Raw genomic sequence first — 18884 nt, 5'->3', positions numbered from 1 at the left:
ATATGGATTCGGGAGCTATTCAAACATTTATGGAGAGTTTGATCCTGGCTCAGGACGAACGCTGGCGGCGTGCTTAACACATGCAAGTCGAACGGTGATGAGGAGCTTGCTTCTTTGATCAGTGGCGAACGGGTGAGTAACACGTGAGCAATCTGCCCTTGACTCTGGGATAACTGCGGGAAACTGTAGCTAATACCGGATACGACCTTTGGAGGCATCTCTGGGGGTGGAAAGAATTTTGGTCAAGGATGAGCTCGCGGCCTATCAGCTAGTTGGTGAGGTAATGGCTCACCAAGGCGACGACGGGTAGCCGGCCTGAGAGGGTGACCGGCCACACTGGGACTGAGACACGGCCCAGACTCCTACGGGAGGCAGCAGTGGGGAATATTGCACAATGGGCGCAAGCCTGATGCAGCAACGCCGCGTGAGGGACGAAGGCCTTCGGGTTGTAAACCTCTTTTAGTAGGGAAGAAGCGACTGGGTTTTCCTGGGAGTGACGGTACCTGCAGAAAAAGCACCGGCTAACTACGTGCCAGCAGCCGCGGTAATACGTAGGGTGCAAGCGTTGTCCGGAATTATTGGGCGTAAAGAGCTCGTAGGCGGTTTGTCGCGTCTGCTGTGAAAACCCGAGGCTCAACCTCGGGCCTGCAGTGGGTACGGGCAGACTAGAGTGCGGTAGGGGAGATTGGAATTCCTGGTGTAGCGGTGGAATGCGCAGATATCAGGAGGAACACCAATGGCGAAGGCAGATCTCTGGGCCGTAACTGACGCTGAGGAGCGAAAGCATGGGGAGCGAACAGGATTAGATACCCTGGTAGTCCATGCCGTAAACGTTGGGAACTAGATGTGGGGACCATTCCACGGTCTCCGTGTCGCAGCTAACGCATTAAGTTCCCCGCCTGGGGAGTACGGCCGCAAGGCTAAAACTCAAAGGAATTGACGGGGGCCCGCACAAGCGGCGGAGCATGCGGATTAATTCGATGCAACGCGAAGAACCTTACCAAGGCTTGACATATACCGGAAACGGCTGGAAACAGTCGCCCCGCAAGGTCGGTATACAGGTGGTGCATGGTTGTCGTCAGCTCGTGTCGTGAGATGTTGGGTTAAGTCCCGCAACGAGCGCAACCCTCGTCCTATGTTGCCAGCACGTAATGGTGGGAACTCATGGGATACTGCCGGGGTCAACTCGGAGGAAGGTGGGGATGACGTCAAATCATCATGCCCCTTATGTCTTGGGCTTCACGCATGCTACAATGGCCGGTACAAAGGGCTGCGATACCGCAAGGTGGAGCGAATCCCAAAAAGCCGGTCTCAGTTCGGATTGAGGTCTGCAACTCGACCTCATGAAGTCGGAGTCGCTAGTAATCGCAGATCAGCAACGCTGCGGTGAATACGTTCCCGGGCCTTGTACACACCGCCCGTCAAGTCATGAAAGTCGGTAACACCCGAAGCCGGTGGCCTAACCCCTTGGGGAAGGAGCTGTCGAAGGTGGGATCGGTGATTAGGACTAAGTCGTAACAAGGTAGCCGTACCGGAAGGTGCGGCTGGATCACCTCCTTTCTAAGGAGCACGTGCAGTCCCGTCTGTATACAGCGGAATACGATTGCCAGTCATACCAGGCCGAACGGTTTGGATGGCGCTCATGGGTGGAACATTGACATTGATGCGAAGACGACTGGTCTTCACTCGGTACGCTCCTTCGGGGGTTGGAAAAGTGGGGGTCAGGGAGAATCGCATATGCACGCTGTTGGGTCCTGAGGGACCGGAACATCACGCACTTTGGTGTGTGTTGGACTTTTCCTCTGGACCTTTTTTCGTTGGCATCACTTGCCGGCGTGGAGGGGTACCGCCCGTACTTTGAGAACTACACAGTGGACGCGAGCATCTTAAATTTGATCGTATTTATACGACAAATTACAAAGATCTAAGCAATTAGATCATTGGTCAATTTCGACTCTGAATTTATTCAGGGTACTTAATCGATTCAAACTCATGTGATTTCAAATTTTTAAGAGCAAACGGTGAATGCCTTGGCATGTAGAGCCGAAGAAGGACGTAGTAATCTGCGATAAGCCTCGGGGAGTTGATAAACGAACTGTGATCCGAGGATGTCCGAATGGGGAAACCCCGCCAGGCCCGTGAGGTGACCTGGTGACTCCCGCCTGAATATATAGGGCGGGTAGAGGGAACGTGGGGAAGTGAAACATCTCAGTACCCACAGGAAGAGAAAACAATAGTGATTCCGTTAGTAGTGGCGAGCGAACCCGGATGAGGCTAAACCGATCATGTGTGATAGCCGGTAGGCGTTGCATGGTCGGGGTTGCGGGACTTTTCTGCTGTCTCTACCGAGGCGGTGAGGGTTAGAACGTTGTATAGACGAACAGGATTGAAAGCCTGGTCATAGAGGGTGCGAACCCCGTAGTCGAAATGCAGCAATCACTCGAGAAGTATCCCAAGTAGCACGGGGCCCGAGAAATCCCGTGTGAATCTGTCAGGACCACCTGATAAGCCTAAATACTCCTACATGACCGATAGTGAACAAGTACCGTGAGGGAAAGGTGAAAAGTACCCCGGGAGGGGAGTGAAATAGTACCTGAAACCGTTTGCTTACAAACCGTTGGAGCAGCCTTGTTGCTGTGACAGCGTGCCTTTTGAAGAATGAGCCTGCGAGTTAGTGATATGTGGCGAGCTTAACCCGAGAGGGGAATGCGTAGCGAAAGCGAGTCTGAATAGGGCGATTCAGTCGCATGTCCTAGACCCGAAGCGAAGTGATCTATCCATGGCCAGGTTGAAGCGACGGTAAGACGTCGTGGAGGACCGAACCCACTTCAGTTGAAAATGGAGGGGATGAGCTGTGGATAGGGGTGAAAGGCCAATCAAACTTCGTGATAGCTGGTTCTCTCCGAAATGCATTTAGGTGCAGCGTTGCGTGTTTCTTGCCGGAGGTAGAGCTACTGGATGGCCGATGGGGCCCAAAAGCTTACTGACGTCAGCCAAACTCCGAATGCCGGTAAGTGAGAGCGCAGCAGTGAGACGGTGGGGGATAAGCTTCATCGTCGAGAGGGAAACAACCCAGACCACCAACTAAGGTCCCAAAGCGCGTGCTAAGTGGGAAAGGATGTGGAGTTGCACAGACAACCAGGAGGTTGGCTTAGAAGCAGCCACCCTTGAAAGAGTGCGTAATAGCTCACTGGTCAAGTGATTCCGCGCCGACAATGTAACGGGGCTCAAGCACGCCACCGAAGTTGTGGCATTGATATTTTTGGTAAGCCGCCACCTTGTGTGGTTGGTTCAGCCGTGTTGATGGGTAGGAGAGCGTCGTGTGGCCAGCGAAGCGGCGGTGTAAACCAGCCGTGGAGGCTACACGAGTGAGAATGCAGGCATGAGTAGCGAAAGACGGGTGAGAAACCCGTCCTCCGAAAGATCAAGGGTTCCAGGGCCAGGCTAATCCGCCCTGGGTAAGTCGGGACCTAAGGCGAGGCCGACAGGCGTAGTCGATGGACAACGGGTTGATATTCCCGTACTGACGAAAAACCGCCCAAGCTAATCCAGTAATGCTAAGCATCTGAATCCCCTAGATGGATCCCTTCGGGGTGAAGCGTGGGGCCTAGCGTGCGACCCTATGCTGGTGCGGTTAGCGTATTAACAGGTGTGACGCAGGAAGGTAGCTGAGCCGGGCGATGGTTGACCCGGTCTAAGGATGTAGGGCGAACGATAGGCAAATCCGTCGTTCATGATGCCTGAGACCCGATGGGTAGCCCGTAAGGGTGAAATCAGTGATCCTATGCTGCCAAGAAAAGCATCGACGCGAGGTTTTAGTCACCCGTACCCCAAACCGACTCAGGTGATCAGGTAGAGAATACTAAGGAGATCGAGAGAATCGTGGTTAAGGAACTCGGCAAAATGCCCCCGTAACTTCGGGAGAAGGGGGGCCTGAGGCGTGAACGGACTAGCTCCGGGAGCGTTCGAAGGCCGCAGAGACCAGTGGGAAGCGACTGTTTACTAAAAACACAGGTCCGTGCTAAGTCGCAAGACGATGTATACGGACTGACGCCTGCCCGGTGCTGGAAGGTTAAGAGGAACGGTTAGCCGCAAGGCGAAGCTGAGAATTTAAGCCCCAGTAAACGGCGGTGGTAACTATAACCATCCTAAGGTAGCGAAATTCCTTGTCGGGTAAGTTCCGACCTGCACGAATGGCGTAACGACTTCCCAGCTGTCTCAACCGCGAACTCGGCGAAATTGCATTACGAGTAAAGATGCTCGTTACGCGCAGCAGGACGGAAAGACCCCGTGACCTTTACTACAGCTTGGTATTGGTGTTCGGTGTGGCTTGTGTAGGATAGGTGGGAGACTGTGAAGCTTGGACGCTAGTTCAGGTGGAGTCATCGTTGAAATACCACTCTGGTCATATTGGATACCTAACTTCGAACCGTGATCCGGTTCAGGGACAGTGCCTGGTGGGTAGTTTAACTGGGGCGGTTGCCTCCTAAAAAGTAACGGAGGCGCCCAAAGGTTCCCTCAACCTGGTTGGTAATCAGGTGTCGAGTGTAAGTGCACAAGGGAGCTTGACTGTGAGACTGACAAGTCGAGCAGGGACGAAAGTCGGGACTAGTGATCCGGCAGTGGCTTGTGGAAGCGCTGTCGCTCAACGGATAAAAGGTACCTCGGGGATAACAGGCTGATCTTGCCCAAGAGTCCATATCGACGGCATGGTTTGGCACCTCGATGTCGGCTCGTCGCATCCTGGGGCTGGAGTAGGTCCCAAGGGTTGGGCTGTTCGCCCATTAAAGCGGTACGCGAGCTGGGTTTAGAACGTCGTGAGACAGTTCGGTCCCTATCCGCTGCGCGCGCAGGAAATTTGAGAAGATCTATCCCTAGTACGAGAGGACCGGGATGGACGAACCTCTGGTGTGTCAGTTGTTCCGCCAGGAGCACCGCTGATTAGCTACGTTCGGAACGGATAACCGCTGAAAGCATCTAAGCGGGAAGCCGGCTTCGAGATGAGATTTCCATCCCTTAGGGGGAGAGGCTCGCAGCTAGACTACTGCGTTGATAGGCCGGATGTGGAAGTGGGGACTAAAGACCCATGAAGCTGACCGGTACTAATAAGCCGATAATTTGATAACACTCAGTTTGAAGAAGCTGCTATGCGTCCACTATGTGGTTCTCGATGTACGGTCGAGAACAACAACTAAATACTATTTGTATGAGTTTGTTCGAACCATCGAAAGATGTTTCGGCGGCTATAGCAAGAGGGAAACGCCCGGTCACATTCCGAACCCGGAAGCTAAGACTCTTTGCGCCGATGGTACTGCAGGGGGGACCCTGTGGGAGAGTAGGACACCGCCGGACTTAACTTAGAAACAAGCAGAAAGCCACCCCACGGGGTGGCTTTCCTGCGTTAACCCCCCTACCGCTGGACCTCGCGAGCCACCTTGCGAGACCGGCACACGAGGCCTACGAGGGAAGCGCATCGTGTTCCCCATCCCGTTGGTCGAGGAGCGAGGCACGAGCGGCTCGAGACCGCGCAAGCCGACTCTCAGATTCGGCTCGCGGGGTCTCGAGACACGCCGTAGACGGCGTTCCTCGACCAGCGGAGGGGGGAAATCGCGACGCATTCCGCATCCCCCGATGGCGCGAAGCGCCTCCTCAGCTCGACGGGCATGACCAGCGTGTGGGGTTCGACCCCGCCTGGCTAGCGGTTCGGGAACTGGTGGGGAAGACCGTGCAGCACCGGTGCGAGGCGCGACAGGCGTTCCTGCTCAAGCAGGAGCGCTGCATACTCGCGGTCGCGGCGCACGGCGGCCACGGCCTGCAGGAACGGCTCGGCAGGTGCCGTGGGGAGGGGGGAGACGAAGGGCTCCACCTCGGTTGCCAGGGAGACAGCGAGTCGTTGGCGCGACTCGGGCGTCAGCCGGTCGGCTTGGCGGAGGAACTGGGCCACGCGACGCCCGAGGGCGTCCGGCAGGCGTGCGATGTCCACGGTCTTCGACCACTCATGGAGCGGGCCTGGAACGCCGAGGACGGGAACCTTGTGCTGCGGCACTCGCTCGTGCTGGCTGTAGGTGCCGGCGAGGAGGTCTCCGAAACGCTGGCTGCGGCTGTTGAGCAGGGCAACGGTCGCTGCGAGTCCGCCGAGCGTCATGAAGATCTCGAGGACACCGGTGAGCGCACGTATGAAGGCGTGGCGGAGGGAGATGGCGCCGCCGTCGGTGCGTACGATGCGGGCACCGATGGCGAGTTTGCCGAGGGACCTGCCTCGGGTGGCGGTCTCGACGATCATCGGGGTGATCACGATGGCCATCACGAGAGCGGCGACGGTCAGCGCCTGTATGAGTGCCTGGTCGGTGGTTCCGAACACGACAAAAGACAGGAACAGCATGAGGAGGAAGAAGAGGAGGTAGGTGATCGCATCGATGATGGCGCCGGCGCCCCGCAGGATGAGGTTAGCCGGACGCACGTCGAGGGCCACCGCTTCGCCCGTGAGAAGTTCATCGGTGGGCGACGCATCCGCTTCGGACGACACCGGATCTGTGTTCTGCACCGACTGCACCATGTCTACTATTGAAGCAGATGGATCTTGACGCCTACACGGCAGCACACAAGAAAGAATGGGACCGCCTGACGGAGCTTGGCTCCCGGCGGCAGCTTTCGGGCGCCGAATCCGATGAACTCATCGAGCGGTATCAGGCCGGCGCCACGCAGCTTTCGGCCATGAAGACCACTGCGGGGTCGACGGTGCAGGGTGATCGGTTATCCGTGGGATTGTCCAGGGCACGGTTGCGTTTCACGGGAACGAGCGCGAATCTGCTGTCGATGCTGCCCCGGTTCTTCGTGCTGCAGCTTCCGGCCGCCCTGTACCGACTCCGCTGGCTGACCCTCGCCGTGGCGCTATTCACAATCGTGGTTGCCGCCCTGTACGCGGTGTGGGCTCTCGGCAATCCCCAGGTTCTCGCGAACATGGGCACTGAGGAGCAGTTGGCGCAGGTCGCCAATGAGGATTTCGTGGGTTACTACTCGTCCAATCCGGCCGCCTCGTTCACCGGCTTGGTGTGGACGAACAATGCCTTTATCGCCGCGCAGTGCATCGCGTTCGGCATCGTGGGTGTGTATGTTCCGTTCGTGCTGTTTCAGAATGCCCAGGGGCTCGGAATGACAGCCGCTGTGATGTTCTCCTACGACAAGGGCGACGTGTTCTTCCTGTACATCGCCCCACATGGGCAGCTCGAGTTGACGGCGATTTTCGTGGCAGCCGCGGCGGGGTTGCGCATCTTTTGGGCCTGGATTGCCCCGGGTGCGCGAACCCGAGGCCAGGCCCTCGCGGAAGACGGTCGTGCACTCTTCTCCGTCGCCATCGGTCTGGTGATTGTGCTGCTGGTGTCGGGAATCATCGAAGGTTTCGTTACCCCGGCCCCGTGGCCCTGGCCGATCAAGATCGGCATTGGGTCGCTGGGTCTGGTGGCCTTCCTGTTTTACATGATCGTGGTGGGACGACGCGCGACGCGGCTGGGTGAGACGGGAGATCTGGGCGAGTTCGAGGCTGGCAGCACCCGAATCTACTCGAGCTGACTAGAGGCGCCCGGCCGCCTTGAGCAGGATGTAGCGGTCCGCGAGGGCGGGCGGCAGGTCCGCGGGGGAGGCGGTGACAACGTCGCCGCCAAGTTGTCGGATGGCAGCGGATACCCGTGCCACGTCGAGCAGGGCCCGCTCGGCCGCCGCCGCGCGATACACCTCGTCGATGGATCCTCGCTCTCGAGCGGCCTGCAGTGCCGCAGGGTCGGTGACGGAGGCCACGACCACGGTGTGGCGCTGAGTGAGTTGCGGCAGCATCGACAGCAGAGCCGTGGACGCCCCCGCCGCATCGATGGAGGTGATGATCACGACGAGGGCGTGTTGTCCGGTAATGCCGCGCACCTGCGCCGGCACGGCCGCCCAGTCGGTTTCGATGAGTTCCGGCTCGATCAGGGCCATGGCGTCGACCATGCGCGAGAGCAGGGCGGCGCCTTTTGCTCCCTGCACGCGTGCGCGCACGCGGCGGTCGAACGCGAGGACGTCAACCCTGTCCCCGGCCGGCTCCGCCAGGGCAGCGAGGAGCAGACTGGCCTCGAAGGCGGTGTCGAGGCGTGGCTCGTCGTCGATCCGGGCTGCGGACGTACGGCCGGTATCGATGACAATCACGACGCGGCGGTCTCGTTCCGGGCGCCAGGTGCGCACCATCACGTCGTTGCGGCGCGCAGTCGCCCGCCAGTCGATGGAACGCACGTCGTCCCCGCGAACGTATTCGCGCAGGGAGTCGAACTCGGTACCGGGACCACGCACCATGACGCTCGTGCGTCCATCGAGCTCCTTGAGCCGACGGATGCGTGAAGGCAAGTGTTTGCGGGAACGGAACGGCGGGAGCACCCGGATGATTCCCGGCGCGCTGAGTGTGGCCTGACGAGTCCAGAGGCCCAACGGGCCCCTGGCGCGCACTGTCACCTGGCGGGTGCGACGCTCGCCGCGTCGAAACGGTGTGAGGGTGAGCAGCACGAGGCGCCTCTCCCGCGGGAGGATCGACACCACACTGCGGTTGTTGCCGGCACCGGCCGAGGGCTGCCAGGCATCCCGCACCACGGCCTGCAGCCGGCGGGTTCCGGTGTTGGTGATGGCGAGTTGGCTTGTCACCGTTTCGCCCAGGCGCACCCGGGCCGGCAGCGAGCGTTCGAGCACCACGTTGCGCGGCGACGCCGCGAGAATCAGGTCGAGGCTCCCGAGCAGCACGACGATGAGCAGCCACAGCCCGAGCACGGCAAAGGCGCGAGGGATTGTGCCGCCCAAGAGCACGACGGGAATCATGCCGAGAGCGAGCAGGGCGACGAAACGACCGGTGAATGTCATGGGCAGGCCTAGATCGGTACCTGCACCTGCTGGAGCACGGCCCGCAGGATGGCATCCACCGACACGCCCTCGAGCTCGGCCTCCGGCTGCAGCACAATGCGATGACGCCAGACCGGGAGCACCATGGCCTGCACGTGGTCGGGGGTGATCGAATCGTAGCCGCTCAGCCACGCCCAGGCCTTCGTCGCGGCGAGGAGGGCAGTCGTGCCTCGCGGGCTCACCCCAAGCCGCACAGACGGGCTGTTACGCGTGGCGCGCGCCAGGTCCACGATGTACGCCAGCAAGTCGGCGCTCGAGCCGACGGATGCGACCGCCGCCTGTGCCGCCGCAAGCTCGGCTGCTCCCAGCACGGGTGTCACACCGGCTCCGGATAGGTCGCGCGGATTGAAACCCGCCGCGTGGCGTCGAAGCACCTCGACCTCTTCGTCCCTGCCCGGCACGTCGAGCACGAGCTTGAGCAGGAACCGGTCGAGCTGCGCCTCCGGAAGCGTATACGTGCCCTCGTATTCGATGGGGTTCATGGTCGCGGCCACGATGAAGGGGCGGGGGAGTTCCCGGGACGCCCCGTCGACACTGACTTGGCGCTCCTCCATGGCCTCGAGCAAAGCCGACTGCGTCTTGGGCGGTGTGCGGTTGATCTCGTCGGCGAGCAGAATGTTCGTGAACACGGGACCCGCGCGAAACTCGAACTCCCCGGACTTGGCATCGTAGATGAGCGAACCCGTCACATCCCCGGGCATCAGGTCCGGCGTGAACTGGATGCGCTTGGTGTCGAGGCTGAGAGCGTGGCTGAGTGTGCGCACCAGGAGCGTCTTGGCGACACCGGGCACCCCCTCGAGCAGCACATGGCCGCGCGCCAGCAGTGCGATGATGAGGCCCGTCACGGCGCCGTCCTGGCCTACAACAGCTTTGCCGACCTCGGCGCGAACCCGGGTGAGGGACTGGCGCAGCGAATCGGTGCTGGTGTCGATGTCGGGAGTGATCATGAGTCCATTCTGCCGTGTGGCGCGGTGTCGTTCGGTGTCGAGGGGTTGCGCACGACAGTGTGGGTTGCGGCGCGGGTGTCTCGTTCGAGTTGTTCGAGTCGGGCGGACAGCCGCATGAGATCTGAGTCGCCCACCGGCTGCTCCTGCACGAGCACAGCACGAACCTGGTCGCTGGGTACGCCGGTGCGGGCCGCGACGGCGAGCACTATCTCACTGAGCCCGGCACCCCTGCCGAGTCCGACCATGACGGCGAGTCGCTGGGTCGCACCGATGCGGAGCGCGTCGAGGGCGCGCAGCCGGGTGTTGCCGCGGGCGTACAGGCGCGCGCGCCCCTCCATGGTTTCGCTCGCTTTGACCGTCACGGGGAGGTTTTCGGCTACCAACGGTCCGAAGCGACGCCCGCGCCAGATGGCGGCGGCCGCGAAAACGAGGCCGAGCAGCAGGAGCGTGGGCGTCAGCCAACCAGGCGTCAGCTCGCCCATCGACGGCACACCGGTGCGGGCCACATCGGCCAGGGTCGGCAGATACCACACCACAGTGTCGCTCGCGCCAACCAGGTTGAGCGCCAAGGCGGCGTTGCCGTAGGTGGCAATCTGGTCGTTGCTGAACACGGCGGCGTCGCCGACAAGAGTCACGTCTCGGCCGCCCTCGACGCGGTCGACCACGGAGTAGGCTCCGTCGTCGCTGGGAAAACATCCGGTCAGGGTTGCGGAGCCGGCCGATCCGGCGGGGATCCGCAGGGTGTCCCCGTCGGGCGAGAGCGAACCTGCCCGCAGAGCGGCCGGCAGGGTGCAGTCGGCCGGCACCGGGGACTTGTTTCCGACGCCGCCGAAACCCACCTCGGGGGCGAGGGATTGCAGGGCGAGAAAATCGGGAGCCGCCACGACGGTGCGCGGAGCGAGCGTGGCCAGCTCGGTGAGTCCCTGTGCATCCAGAAACCCGTCCGCGTCCGAGAAGAACACAGTGGCGTCATCCGCTGCCGACAGGGCGGCGCGTGCTTCGGTGAGGCTGTCCACCGGCACGACCGTGACGCCCTGTTGCCGGAGCACCTCGGCGAGCGCCTGGCCTCCGGTGGGCGCCGCGCTGTCGGAGGCGAGCGGGCGCCCGGCGGACTGCCCGCCGAGGACGGCCGCCGAGACGAGAGCGACGATGAGCACGCCGACGCCCGCGACAACCCAGAACAGCGAGCGGCGCACAGACGTGCGCAGGGTCGGGGTGATCGACGGGGCGTTGCGGGAGGCGTCGCCCGAAGACAGCGGATGCGTACCGCTCGCCTCGGTGAGGCGCCTCACGGGCGCACCGCTTGCGACAGCGATTCGAGGGTCGTGGGCGTCTGGCCCCGCAGGTCGCCTTCCAGCGCGGCCAGGGTGCGATAGTCGCTCTCCGCGCCGGCGACACCGAGGTAGCGTACGCGGTCGAACACATCGGCCGCCTCTCGAAGCCGGGTACCCGCTGTCGGGAAGGCGGATGCGGCTCGCTCGGCAAAGCCGTGCGCCGTCGTGCCCGGGGTGACCGTGAGGATGGTGCGTTCGAACAGGTCCGCCGCGAGGGCGCGAAAGATCTCCTCGCTCGCGAGGCTCCAGTGTGCTGACTGGGCGGCGGACTGCGCGGCCCGGCGCATGTCGTCCGCGCTGCGCCGATCGTTCGTCCCGAACATCTCGACCGCGGCCCGCGCCCGGCGATTGCGGCGCGGCGAGCCGTAGATGAGCCACGCGGCCACCCCGGCGGCCAGCAGCAGAACGACCACGAGCAGAGGGACCCAGCCGCTCCAACTGCTCCCGCCGGGCGCCTGCAGCGAGCCGAGCCAATCGAAGAAGGCCTGGGACAGCCGGTCGAACCAGGTGGGCCGTGCGGCTTCGTACGGGGGCTTCGCGAGTTCTTCCTGCAACCAGCGCTGCGCCTCTGGGGCGTCGGGCACGACGGGAACGGACAGAATCGTCATGCTGTGGGAGTGGCGCCGCGATCGGCGACGAGATACGGGTCCGTGACACGCCCGCCCGACTGCCCGGACTCGACGAAGCGCGCGAGTTCGAGATCGAGGCCTTCCTTGCGCATGCGGAGGTCGATGTAGATCAGGGCGATCGTCGCCGACTGCACCACGGCGGCGATCGCGCCGAACACGAGGGACACGCAGATGACGATGATATAGCTGATGATGGCCGGGATGTAGGCGTCGACGGCGGCGTTCGGGTCGACGAGCGACAACAGCCAGCCGGCGACGAGAGTGAACGGGGTCGTCACGATCTGCACGACCGTGCTCACGATCAGGGCGACGAGGGCCTGAACTCCGAAGGTGCGCCAGAAGTACCCTCCCGTCAGCGACCAGGACCGTCGAACGGCGGCCCACAGTCCCCGGCGTTCGAGCACGATGAGGCTGGGAACGACGCTGGTCTTGGTATACAGCCAGACTCCGGCCACGACGAGGCCGAGCGAACCGACAATCGCGATGCCGATACCCACCGCAATCCCGGTCCCGCCGGCGACGACCACGAAAAGTACCACGATGACAGTCAGCACGCCCACCGCGATGAGCGAGACCGCGCCCAGGAGGAGGGTCCAGAGCACGAGCGTCCAGAGTCGGGGGGCAACTGTGCGCCAGAGCTGGCCGAGACGCAGTTTCTCACCGAGCGTTGCTCTTGCGACCTCAGTGACGATCACCCCCTGCAGCAGGGCGGACGCGATCACGCTGAGAGCGAGCGGCACGAGGGCAGAAAGCACGATTGTGACGAGAGCGCCGGCCTCGACCTCGCCCTGTTCGTCGAGCGGCGCGCTGTCGATTCGGCCGAGCGCCCAGAACGTGACGAGTCCCACCACGAGGAACGTCATGAGGGCCACGGCGGCCTGCACGAGCAGGGCGCTGCCGAAGGTGGCCCGGGGATTGCGTCGCAGCACGGTGAAGGGCGCGAAGAGGAGAGTGCCGAAGGCCAGGGGGCGAAGCGGAATGAGGCCGGGCCGGGGTGGCGGCGTCCAGGCCGGAGGCGTCGCGGCCGGTTGTGGTCCCGAACCGGGCGGGCCATACGGGGGTTCCTCGTGGGCACCTCCGGACACGCCGAAGGTCGGTGGGCTCCAGTTTTGTCGGTCTGTCACGTCTTCAATGCTGGCACACCTCGACCGCTCGCGCGCTTACAGCCTGTCTCGACTATTCTTGACGCAGTGAATGCACTACTCACCGGGCAATACGTAGCGTGACGGGGCGACATCATACGTCGAAGCACGACACGGTGCACGCTGGATGGCAGAGCACGATGAATGGCAAAGAGAGAAATATGACTGCACGAATTTTGGTTGTCGACGACGATACCGCCCTGTCCGAGATGATCGGCATCGTCTTGCACAACGAGGGGTTCGAACCGAGCTTCTGCGCGGACGGGGCGCTGGCCCTCGAGGCCTTCCGCACGGTCAAACCGGACCTCGTGCTGCTCGACCTCATGCTGCCCGGCCTTGACGGCATCGAGGTTTGTAGTCTGATCCGTGCCGAATCAGGCACGCCGATCATCATGCTGACGGCGCGAACCGACACGACGGACGTTGTGCGCGGACTCGAGTCGGGCGCCGATGACTACATGGTGAAGCCGTTCAATCCCAAGGAACTCGTCGCGCGCATCCGCACCAGACTGCGGCCGGCCCCGGCGCCCTCGACCGTCAGCCTGCAGATCGGCGACGTCGTCGTGGACGCGGCCGGTCACGAGGTCCGGCGGGGCAGCCAGACCATCAACCTCACACCGCTCGAATTCGATCTCCTTCTCGCGCTTGCCTCCAAGCCCCAGCAGGTTTTCACCCGCGAGATGCTGCTCGAACAGGTGTGGGGATACCACTACAAGGCCGACACCAGGCTGGTCAATGTGCACGTGCAGCGGCTGCGCGCCAAGGTTGAGGAAGATCCCGACAACCCCAAGATCGTGATGACGGTTCGCGGTGTCGGCTATCGGGCCGGCGCGGTGGGCTAGCGCCAGATGGCACTTCGATCGGGAGCGGATGTGACGTGGCGCTCACGGCTGCGCTGGCGCAATTGGAGATACTGGCGTTCCTGGCCGGGGGCGGTCTCCACGTCGTGGCGCGCCTCACTGCACTTTCGCACCGTAACGATCTCCGTGCTGCTCTCCGGGGCCGCAATCCTTGTCGTGGGCGTGTATATGTCGGCCAGCATCGGCAACGATCTGTTTCAGTCGCGCCTGAGCCAGGTGCTGCTCGATTCCAACCGGGCGACGAACACCGCTCAGGGGATCCTGGATGCCTCCGACGCCGTCGACCGCGTGCAGGTGCAGGCCCTGCTCGGTTCGGCGCGCACATCTATAACCGCCGCGTCGTCGAGCCGATTGATCGCCGTGCTCCGGGTACCCAACCAGGAATCATCGACGGTGGCCCCGCAGGACTCCTCGACATTCGGCGACTCTGGCGGCGTCGTCTCCAACGAGCTGCGCCGGTCCGTGCAGGCCAGTTCCGACGAACAATTCTGGCAGTCCGTCACGCTGACGGACGACACCGGCACCAGCATCCCCGGAATTGTCGTGGGCTCGCAGATGACCGTTCCCGTCGCGGGAACGTACGAGCTCTACATCGGGTACAGCCTGCAGGACGCCGAGTCCACCCTGCTGTTCGTTCAGCAGACTCTGGGCTTCGCCGGGCTAGCCCTCGTGCTCCTGATCGGTGGTGTGAGCTGGGTGATCGTGCGGTTTGTCGTGACCCCGATTCGTGTCGCCGCCGAGACGAGCGAAAAGCTCGCCTCGGGAGATCTCGAGGTGCGCATCCCCGAGAAGGGCCAGGACGTCATCGCCACGCTTGCCCGCTCGTTCAACGGCATGGCCGATAGCCTGCAGAGTCAGATCCAGAAACTCGCCGACCTCTCGGAGGTGCAACAGCGATTCGTGTCGGACGTGTCCCACGAGCTGCGCACGCCGCTCACGACAATTAGGCTGGCCGGCGATGTGCTGTACGACCAGCGAGCGAGTTTTCCGCCGGCTACCGGCCGCACGGCCGAACTCCTGCACACCCAGGTCGAACGCTTCGAGGTGCTGCTGAGCGATCTGCTGGAAATCAGCCGGTACGACGCCGGCTCTGTCGAGCTCGAGAGCGAGCCGACGAACCTCGTGCACCTTGCCGAGGACGCCATCGACGGGCTGCGCGCCCTGGCGGAGTCCAAGGGAACAGACCTGCGGCTGGTGGCCCCGGGCGGGTACCTGAACGCGGACGTCGATCCACGTCGCATCCGTCGTATCCTGCACAATCTCGTCGGCAACGCCATCGAGCACGGGGACGGCAAGCCCGTTGTCATCTCGGTGGACAGCAACGCGGATTCGGTGGCGATCGCCGTGCGGGACTATGGCATGGGGATGAGCCAGTCCGAGGTGGCGCACGTGTTCGACCGTTTCTGGCGCGCCGACCCGAGCCGAAAGAGAACAATCGGCGGCACGGGGCTGGGCCTGTCTATCGCCCGCGAAGACGCCACGGTGCACGGCGGTTGGCTCCAGGTCTGGTCGACGCCCGGCCACGGCGCCTGTTTTCGGCTCACCCTCCCACGGCTCGCCGGGGCGACGCTCACGGTGTCCCCGATCCCGCTGCCCCCGGTCGACGCCACGGAGGCGCTCGGCGAACTCGGACCGAACCACGGCATGACGGAGGACACCCATGCGTAGCCGCGCGCTCATGACCCGAGCGGGCCGCGCTGTCGTCACAGTGCTGACAGCAGCCCTCGTACTCAGCGGCTGTGCGGGAATCCCGCGTGAGGGCGGTGTGCGGGCGGGACAGCCCGACATCATCGACGAAAGTCCGGCGCAGGTTTTTCTCCCGTCGCGGCCACAGAAAGACGCCAGCGCGCAGTCCATCCTGCTGGGCTTCGTCGACGCCGCGTCGAGCCCGGAGAGCAACTACGCCATCGCCCGGGAGTTTCTCACGAGTGATTTCAGCTCCTCCTGGGATCCCACGGCCGGCGTCACGGTGGATGACGGCGCCGGGCGCGTCGCGACCGAGATCGACGCGCAGAACATCGAGGTGACGCTGACTCCGACGGCGGAGGTGAGCGCGAGGGGAGAGTTCCGCGAGGTCGATCCCATCCCCGTCACCCTCGACTACCAGTTCCGCCAGGTTGATGGCCAGTGGCGCATCAGCGCGGCACCGAACGGCACCGTCATCGACGAGACAACGTTCAACGACGTGTTCAGCGCCTCGTCACTGTACTTTTTCGACCCCGGATTCCGCACGCTCGTGCCTGACCTGCGCTGGTTCCCGCGTGGGGCATCCGCTCCCACGAAGATCGTCAACGCCGTGTTGAGCGGTCCGAGCGCCTGGCTCGTCGGGGCCGTCGCAACGACCTTCCCGGAGGGCACTGCCCTGACGGCGGATGCCGTGCAGGTTGTTGGTCGTGACGCCATGGTCGATCTCAACACCGAGGCGCTCAATGCCGACCGCCTCACCCTGCAGCGGATGAAGGCACAGCTCACAGCCAGCCTGCCTGCCGGAATGCAGGTGGAAATCACGATCGACCAGAATGCTCAGAACATCCAGGATCTGGGTGCGGGCGATCTGGCCGTCAACCCCCGCGTTGACGCGAGGGCGCTGATTCTGCGCGATGGCGCGTTCGGTTTTCTCGCTGCCAGCGGGCAGACCGTCACGCCGGTGGACGGTATCAGCGATGCCGTCGTCGCTCTGAATCCCACGGCCGTCACCCTGGGGTCAGGGCAGCGGGTGGCGGTGGTGCTGACTCCCGACGGCGTCTATCGAGTGCGAGCCGGCAATGAACCCACCCTGGTCGATTCGCGGCCGGGACTGATCGCGCCGTCCCTCGACAGTGAGGGGTACAGCTGGTCCGTGCCGGCGAGCCGTCCGAGCGAACTTCTGGTTTTCGGGTCGACGACCGAGGCGATCCCGGTGCTGACCCCGTGGCCAGAGGCCACCTCTATCCAGACGATGAAGGTGTCCCGCGATGGCACCCGACTGCTGGTGGTGTACACGATCGGCGCCGAAGCACGGATGGCCGTGGCGGGGATCAAGCGCCAGGACGGGGTGCCGGTCGAGCTCGGAGCACCGTTGCAGCTGACGGGCGACATCGGTGCTCCTCTCGACGCGGCCTGGATCGACGAACTCAGCGTGGCGTCGCTCAGCACCATCGCTGACGGCACGAGACAGATCACGGCTCAGGAGATCGGTGGCGTGCGAAGCGAACTCGAGTCGCCACCCGACGCCGTGGCGCTCGCGGGCAGCAACTCGCTGCGCGACCTGCGCGCCCTCACCTCGAGTGGCGGCCTGCATGTGCAGCGCGGGGTGGGTTGGCAGAAACGCCTCGACGAGGTCTCGCTCCTCGCCACCCAGCAGGGCATTACCGGGTAGGCGCCTCCTCAACACCTCTGTCGCGGCGGCCTGGGCGCACAGTTTGGGCACGAGCCGCCAGCGGATGTGCGAGCGCGGCCATCATGAGTGCATGTCACCTGAGCCTCTGAGCGCTGCGGCACTGCGCCGGGCGCTGCTCGACGCCTGGGCGGCGCTCATGCCCACGGAGTGCAGCGGGTGCGGAGCGCCGGACCGGGCACTGTGCCTCACCTGCCGGGCGGCGCTGCAGGCCGATGCGCACGAAGCCACCCGCGACGGGATCGCCGTGTGGTGCGCACTCGACTACTCCGGGGCGGTCAGGCGGGTGATCGGCGCGTTCAAAGACGGCGGGCGGATTGATGCCGCAGCGGCGTTGGCCGTGCCCCTGCGCGTGGCGGTGGCTGCCGCACTCCACTCGGTGCCGGCATCCGCCATGGCGGACCTACACATCGTGGTTGTCCCGTCGTCACGGCGCGCCTGGCGGGTGCGCGGATACCACCCTGTGGAGCTGCTGCTCAGGCGTGCCGGGTTGGCGCCCACGCGGGCGCTGCGCCCGGTTCGTGCGTCCGTGGACCAGGTGGGACTCGACCGGGCCGCCCGGAGCGACAACCGCCGCGGATCGCTCACGGCCGTTCGGCCCCTCGTCGGGTTTCACTGCATCATCGTGGACGACGTGTTGACGACAGGGGCCACGCTTCTCGAGGCTCGCCGCGCCGTGTTGGCGGCCGGGGGAGTGGTTGCTGGGATGGCCGCACTCGCGGAAAGACGGCGTCTTCTTCCGTCCACGCACCGTTCAGCCAAAACTCGTTGACAAAAGCTGTGACATATCCAGTTTGCGCGGCTACGGTGGGAGACACAGGCGCGCAATGATCGCCCACATACCGGGCGATCCGCCAGATCAGGAGGTCGTCATGGAAACTAACATCGTTGGACGAAACCTAGGGATCACTGATCGCTTTCGGGAATACGCCACGGAGAAGGCCGAAAAGATTGCCGGTCTCGCCGATAAGGCTCTCGCACTGGAGATCAAGGTCAGCCGTCACCACGAGAAGAATGGTGCGGCTGCCGGAAAAGATCGGGTCGAACTGACTCTGATCGGTAAAGGTCCCCTGGTGCGAGCCGAAGCGGACGGCTCAGACAAGTACGCGGCTTTCGACATCGCACTGGGGCGATTGCTCGAGCGGGTTCGTCGCGCGAAGGACCGCAAGAAGGTGCACCGTGGGGGTGCCCACCGACCGACATCACTGCAGGAGGCGTCATCCGTCGCCTTCAGCGTTATTGACATCGTTCCGGCATCGGGCGAAACGCTGGAACGGGTGCGGACAGGTGCCATCCCGATCGTCGCGGCCCCGGCCGTCGAGGCAGAAGCGGAGGTCGAAGTCGAAGAAGATTACTGCCCCGTGGTCATCCGCCGTAAGGTTTTCGCGGCGGCACCGATGACGGTTGACGATGCTCTCTACTTCATGGAACTCGTCGGGCACGACTTCTACCTGTTTCAGGACGCCGAGACGAAGAGGCCGAGCGTCGTCTACCGTCGCAAGGGCTGGGACTACGGAGTCATCGAACTCGACGATTCCGCTGAGGAATTGCGGGAGGCCCCGGCGGCTGCCGGCGTTCGCGGCAACTGACCAAGTAGCATTGCTATAGTTGCCGGCTAGGTCGGCCTCGGCGTCCGGCCGGACGACAGGTGCTTGCCTGCGCCGTTTCTCACCAGGTGCA

The 18884-nt window shown here is 63.3% G+C and carries 12 protein-coding genes and 3 rRNA genes; 9 read left to right on the top strand and 6 right to left on the bottom strand.

The annotated features are described in order from the left end of the window. Window positions 1–26 precede the first annotated feature (26 nt). The 3 genes from BJ997_RS13110 (at window position 27) to rrf (ending at window position 5352) form a co-directional block, all read left to right on the top strand. Window positions 27–1560, top strand: a 16S ribosomal RNA gene (locus BJ997_RS13110). Window positions 1561–1998: 438 nt separating this feature from the next. Then, window positions 1999–5126, top strand: a 23S ribosomal RNA gene (locus tag BJ997_RS13105). A 109-nt stretch (window positions 5127–5235) separates the two neighbouring features. Continuing rightward, window positions 5236–5352 (top strand): 5S ribosomal RNA (gene rrf, locus BJ997_RS13100). Together the 16S, 23S and 5S rRNA genes form the textbook arrangement of a ribosomal RNA operon. Before the next feature lie 343 nt (window positions 5353–5695). Here rrf and BJ997_RS13095 read toward each other — a convergent pair. After that, window positions 5696–6544 (bottom strand): RDD family protein, encoded by an 849-nt coding sequence (locus tag BJ997_RS13095; RefSeq protein ID WP_236629094.1) that lies wholly within the window; start codon window positions 6542–6544, stop codon window positions 5696–5698. A gap of 29 nt (window positions 6545–6573) precedes the next feature. On the opposite strand from BJ997_RS13095, the gene BJ997_RS13090 reads away from it, so the two are divergent. Then, window positions 6574–7569, top strand: coding sequence for a stage II sporulation protein M (locus tag BJ997_RS13090; RefSeq protein WP_035838779.1), 996 nt, complete (start codon window positions 6574–6576; stop codon window positions 7567–7569). Here the strand turns inward: BJ997_RS13090 and BJ997_RS13085 are convergent, their stop codons facing one another. The 5 genes from BJ997_RS13085 to BJ997_RS13065 are packed head-to-tail and all read right to left on the bottom strand — an operon-like array spanning window position 7570 to window position 12950. After that, window positions 7570–8877: a DUF58 domain-containing protein gene (locus tag BJ997_RS13085; protein ID WP_035838777.1), complete on the bottom strand. Its 1308-nt coding sequence runs from the start codon at window positions 8875–8877 to the stop codon at window positions 7570–7572. An 8-nt stretch (window positions 8878–8885) separates the two neighbouring features. Further along, window positions 8886–9863 (bottom strand): AAA family ATPase, encoded by a 978-nt coding sequence (locus BJ997_RS13080; protein ID WP_035838774.1) that lies wholly within the window; start codon window positions 9861–9863, stop codon window positions 8886–8888. Further along, window positions 9860–11155 carry a DUF4350 domain-containing protein gene (locus tag BJ997_RS13075; protein ID WP_052542564.1) on the bottom strand — a complete coding sequence of 432 codons (1296 nt, stop codon included), beginning with the start codon at window positions 11153–11155 and terminating at the stop codon, window positions 9860–9862. Before BJ997_RS13075 ends, BJ997_RS13080 begins: the two co-directional genes overlap by 4 nt. Beyond that, the gene (locus BJ997_RS13070) at window positions 11152–11805 is read right to left on the bottom strand and encodes a DUF4129 domain-containing protein (protein WP_052542563.1); all 654 of its coding nucleotides are present in this window, start codon (window positions 11803–11805) and stop codon (window positions 11152–11154) included. Before BJ997_RS13070 ends, BJ997_RS13075 begins: the two co-directional genes overlap by 4 nt. Next, window positions 11802–12950, bottom strand: a complete 1149-nt coding sequence (locus BJ997_RS13065) for a DUF7847 domain-containing protein (protein WP_052542562.1) — start codon at window positions 12948–12950, stop codon at window positions 11802–11804. The genes BJ997_RS13070 and BJ997_RS13065 overlap by 4 nt, the downstream gene beginning before the upstream one ends. A 179-nt stretch (window positions 12951–13129) precedes the next feature. Here BJ997_RS13065 and mtrA point away from each other — a divergent pair, with 179 nt between their 5' ends. From mtrA to hpf, 5 genes are all read left to right on the top strand, one after another. Beyond that, complete coding sequence (gene mtrA / locus BJ997_RS13060; RefSeq protein ID WP_035838771.1) at window positions 13130–13810, top strand: MtrAB system response regulator MtrA; 681 nt, start codon at window positions 13130–13132, stop codon at window positions 13808–13810. Between the two features lie 6 nt (window positions 13811–13816). Further along, window positions 13817–15496 (top strand): MtrAB system histidine kinase MtrB, encoded by a 1680-nt coding sequence (mtrB, locus tag BJ997_RS13055; protein ID WP_084141567.1) that lies wholly within the window; start codon window positions 13817–13819, stop codon window positions 15494–15496. Beyond that, window positions 15489–17186 carry an LpqB family beta-propeller domain-containing protein gene (locus tag BJ997_RS13050; RefSeq protein WP_183323511.1) on the top strand — a complete coding sequence of 566 codons (1698 nt, stop codon included), beginning with the start codon at window positions 15489–15491 and terminating at the stop codon, window positions 17184–17186. The genes mtrB and BJ997_RS13050 overlap by 8 nt, the downstream gene beginning before the upstream one ends. Window positions 17187–17277: 91 nt before the next feature. Then, a complete protein-coding gene (locus BJ997_RS13045; protein ID WP_052542559.1) occupies window positions 17278–17976 on the top strand; it encodes a ComF family protein in 699 nt (232 codons plus the stop codon). Between the two features lie 100 nt (window positions 17977–18076). Next, window positions 18077–18793 (top strand): ribosome hibernation-promoting factor, HPF/YfiA family, encoded by a 717-nt coding sequence (hpf, locus tag BJ997_RS13040; RefSeq protein ID WP_035838784.1) that lies wholly within the window; start codon window positions 18077–18079, stop codon window positions 18791–18793. Window positions 18794–18884 lie beyond the last annotated feature (91 nt).

The sequence above is a fragment of the Cryobacterium roopkundense genome (assembly GCF_014200405.1).
GTDB classification, from domain to species: domain Bacteria; phylum Actinomycetota; class Actinomycetes; order Actinomycetales; family Microbacteriaceae; genus Cryobacterium; species Cryobacterium roopkundense.
This window is presented reverse-complemented; position numbering and strand designations above follow the sequence as displayed.

Excerpts from the sequence above, each read along its gene's own strand:
- BJ997_RS13090 (WP_035838779.1), top strand. The coding sequence starts at position 6,574 with ATGGATCTTGACGCCTACACGGCAGCACACAAGAAAGAATGGGACCGC.
- BJ997_RS13085 (WP_035838777.1), bottom strand. The coding sequence starts at position 8,877 with ATGACATTCACCGGTCGTTTCGTCGCCCTGCTCGCTCTCGGCATGATT.
- BJ997_RS13080 (WP_035838774.1), bottom strand. The coding sequence starts at position 9,863 with ATGATCACTCCCGACATCGACACCAGCACCGATTCGCTGCGCCAGTCC.
- BJ997_RS13070 (WP_052542563.1), bottom strand. The coding sequence starts at position 11,805 with ATGACGATTCTGTCCGTTCCCGTCGTGCCCGACGCCCCAGAGGCGCAG.
- mtrA (WP_035838771.1), top strand. The coding sequence starts at position 13,130 with ATGACTGCACGAATTTTGGTTGTCGACGACGATACCGCCCTGTCCGAG.
- mtrB (WP_084141567.1), top strand. The coding sequence starts at position 13,817 with ATGGCACTTCGATCGGGAGCGGATGTGACGTGGCGCTCACGGCTGCGC.
- BJ997_RS13050 (WP_183323511.1), top strand. The coding sequence starts at position 15,489 with ATGCGTAGCCGCGCGCTCATGACCCGAGCGGGCCGCGCTGTCGTCACA.
- BJ997_RS13045 (WP_052542559.1), top strand. The coding sequence starts at position 17,278 with ATGTCACCTGAGCCTCTGAGCGCTGCGGCACTGCGCCGGGCGCTGCTC.
- hpf (WP_035838784.1), top strand. The coding sequence starts at position 18,077 with ATGGAAACTAACATCGTTGGACGAAACCTAGGGATCACTGATCGCTTT.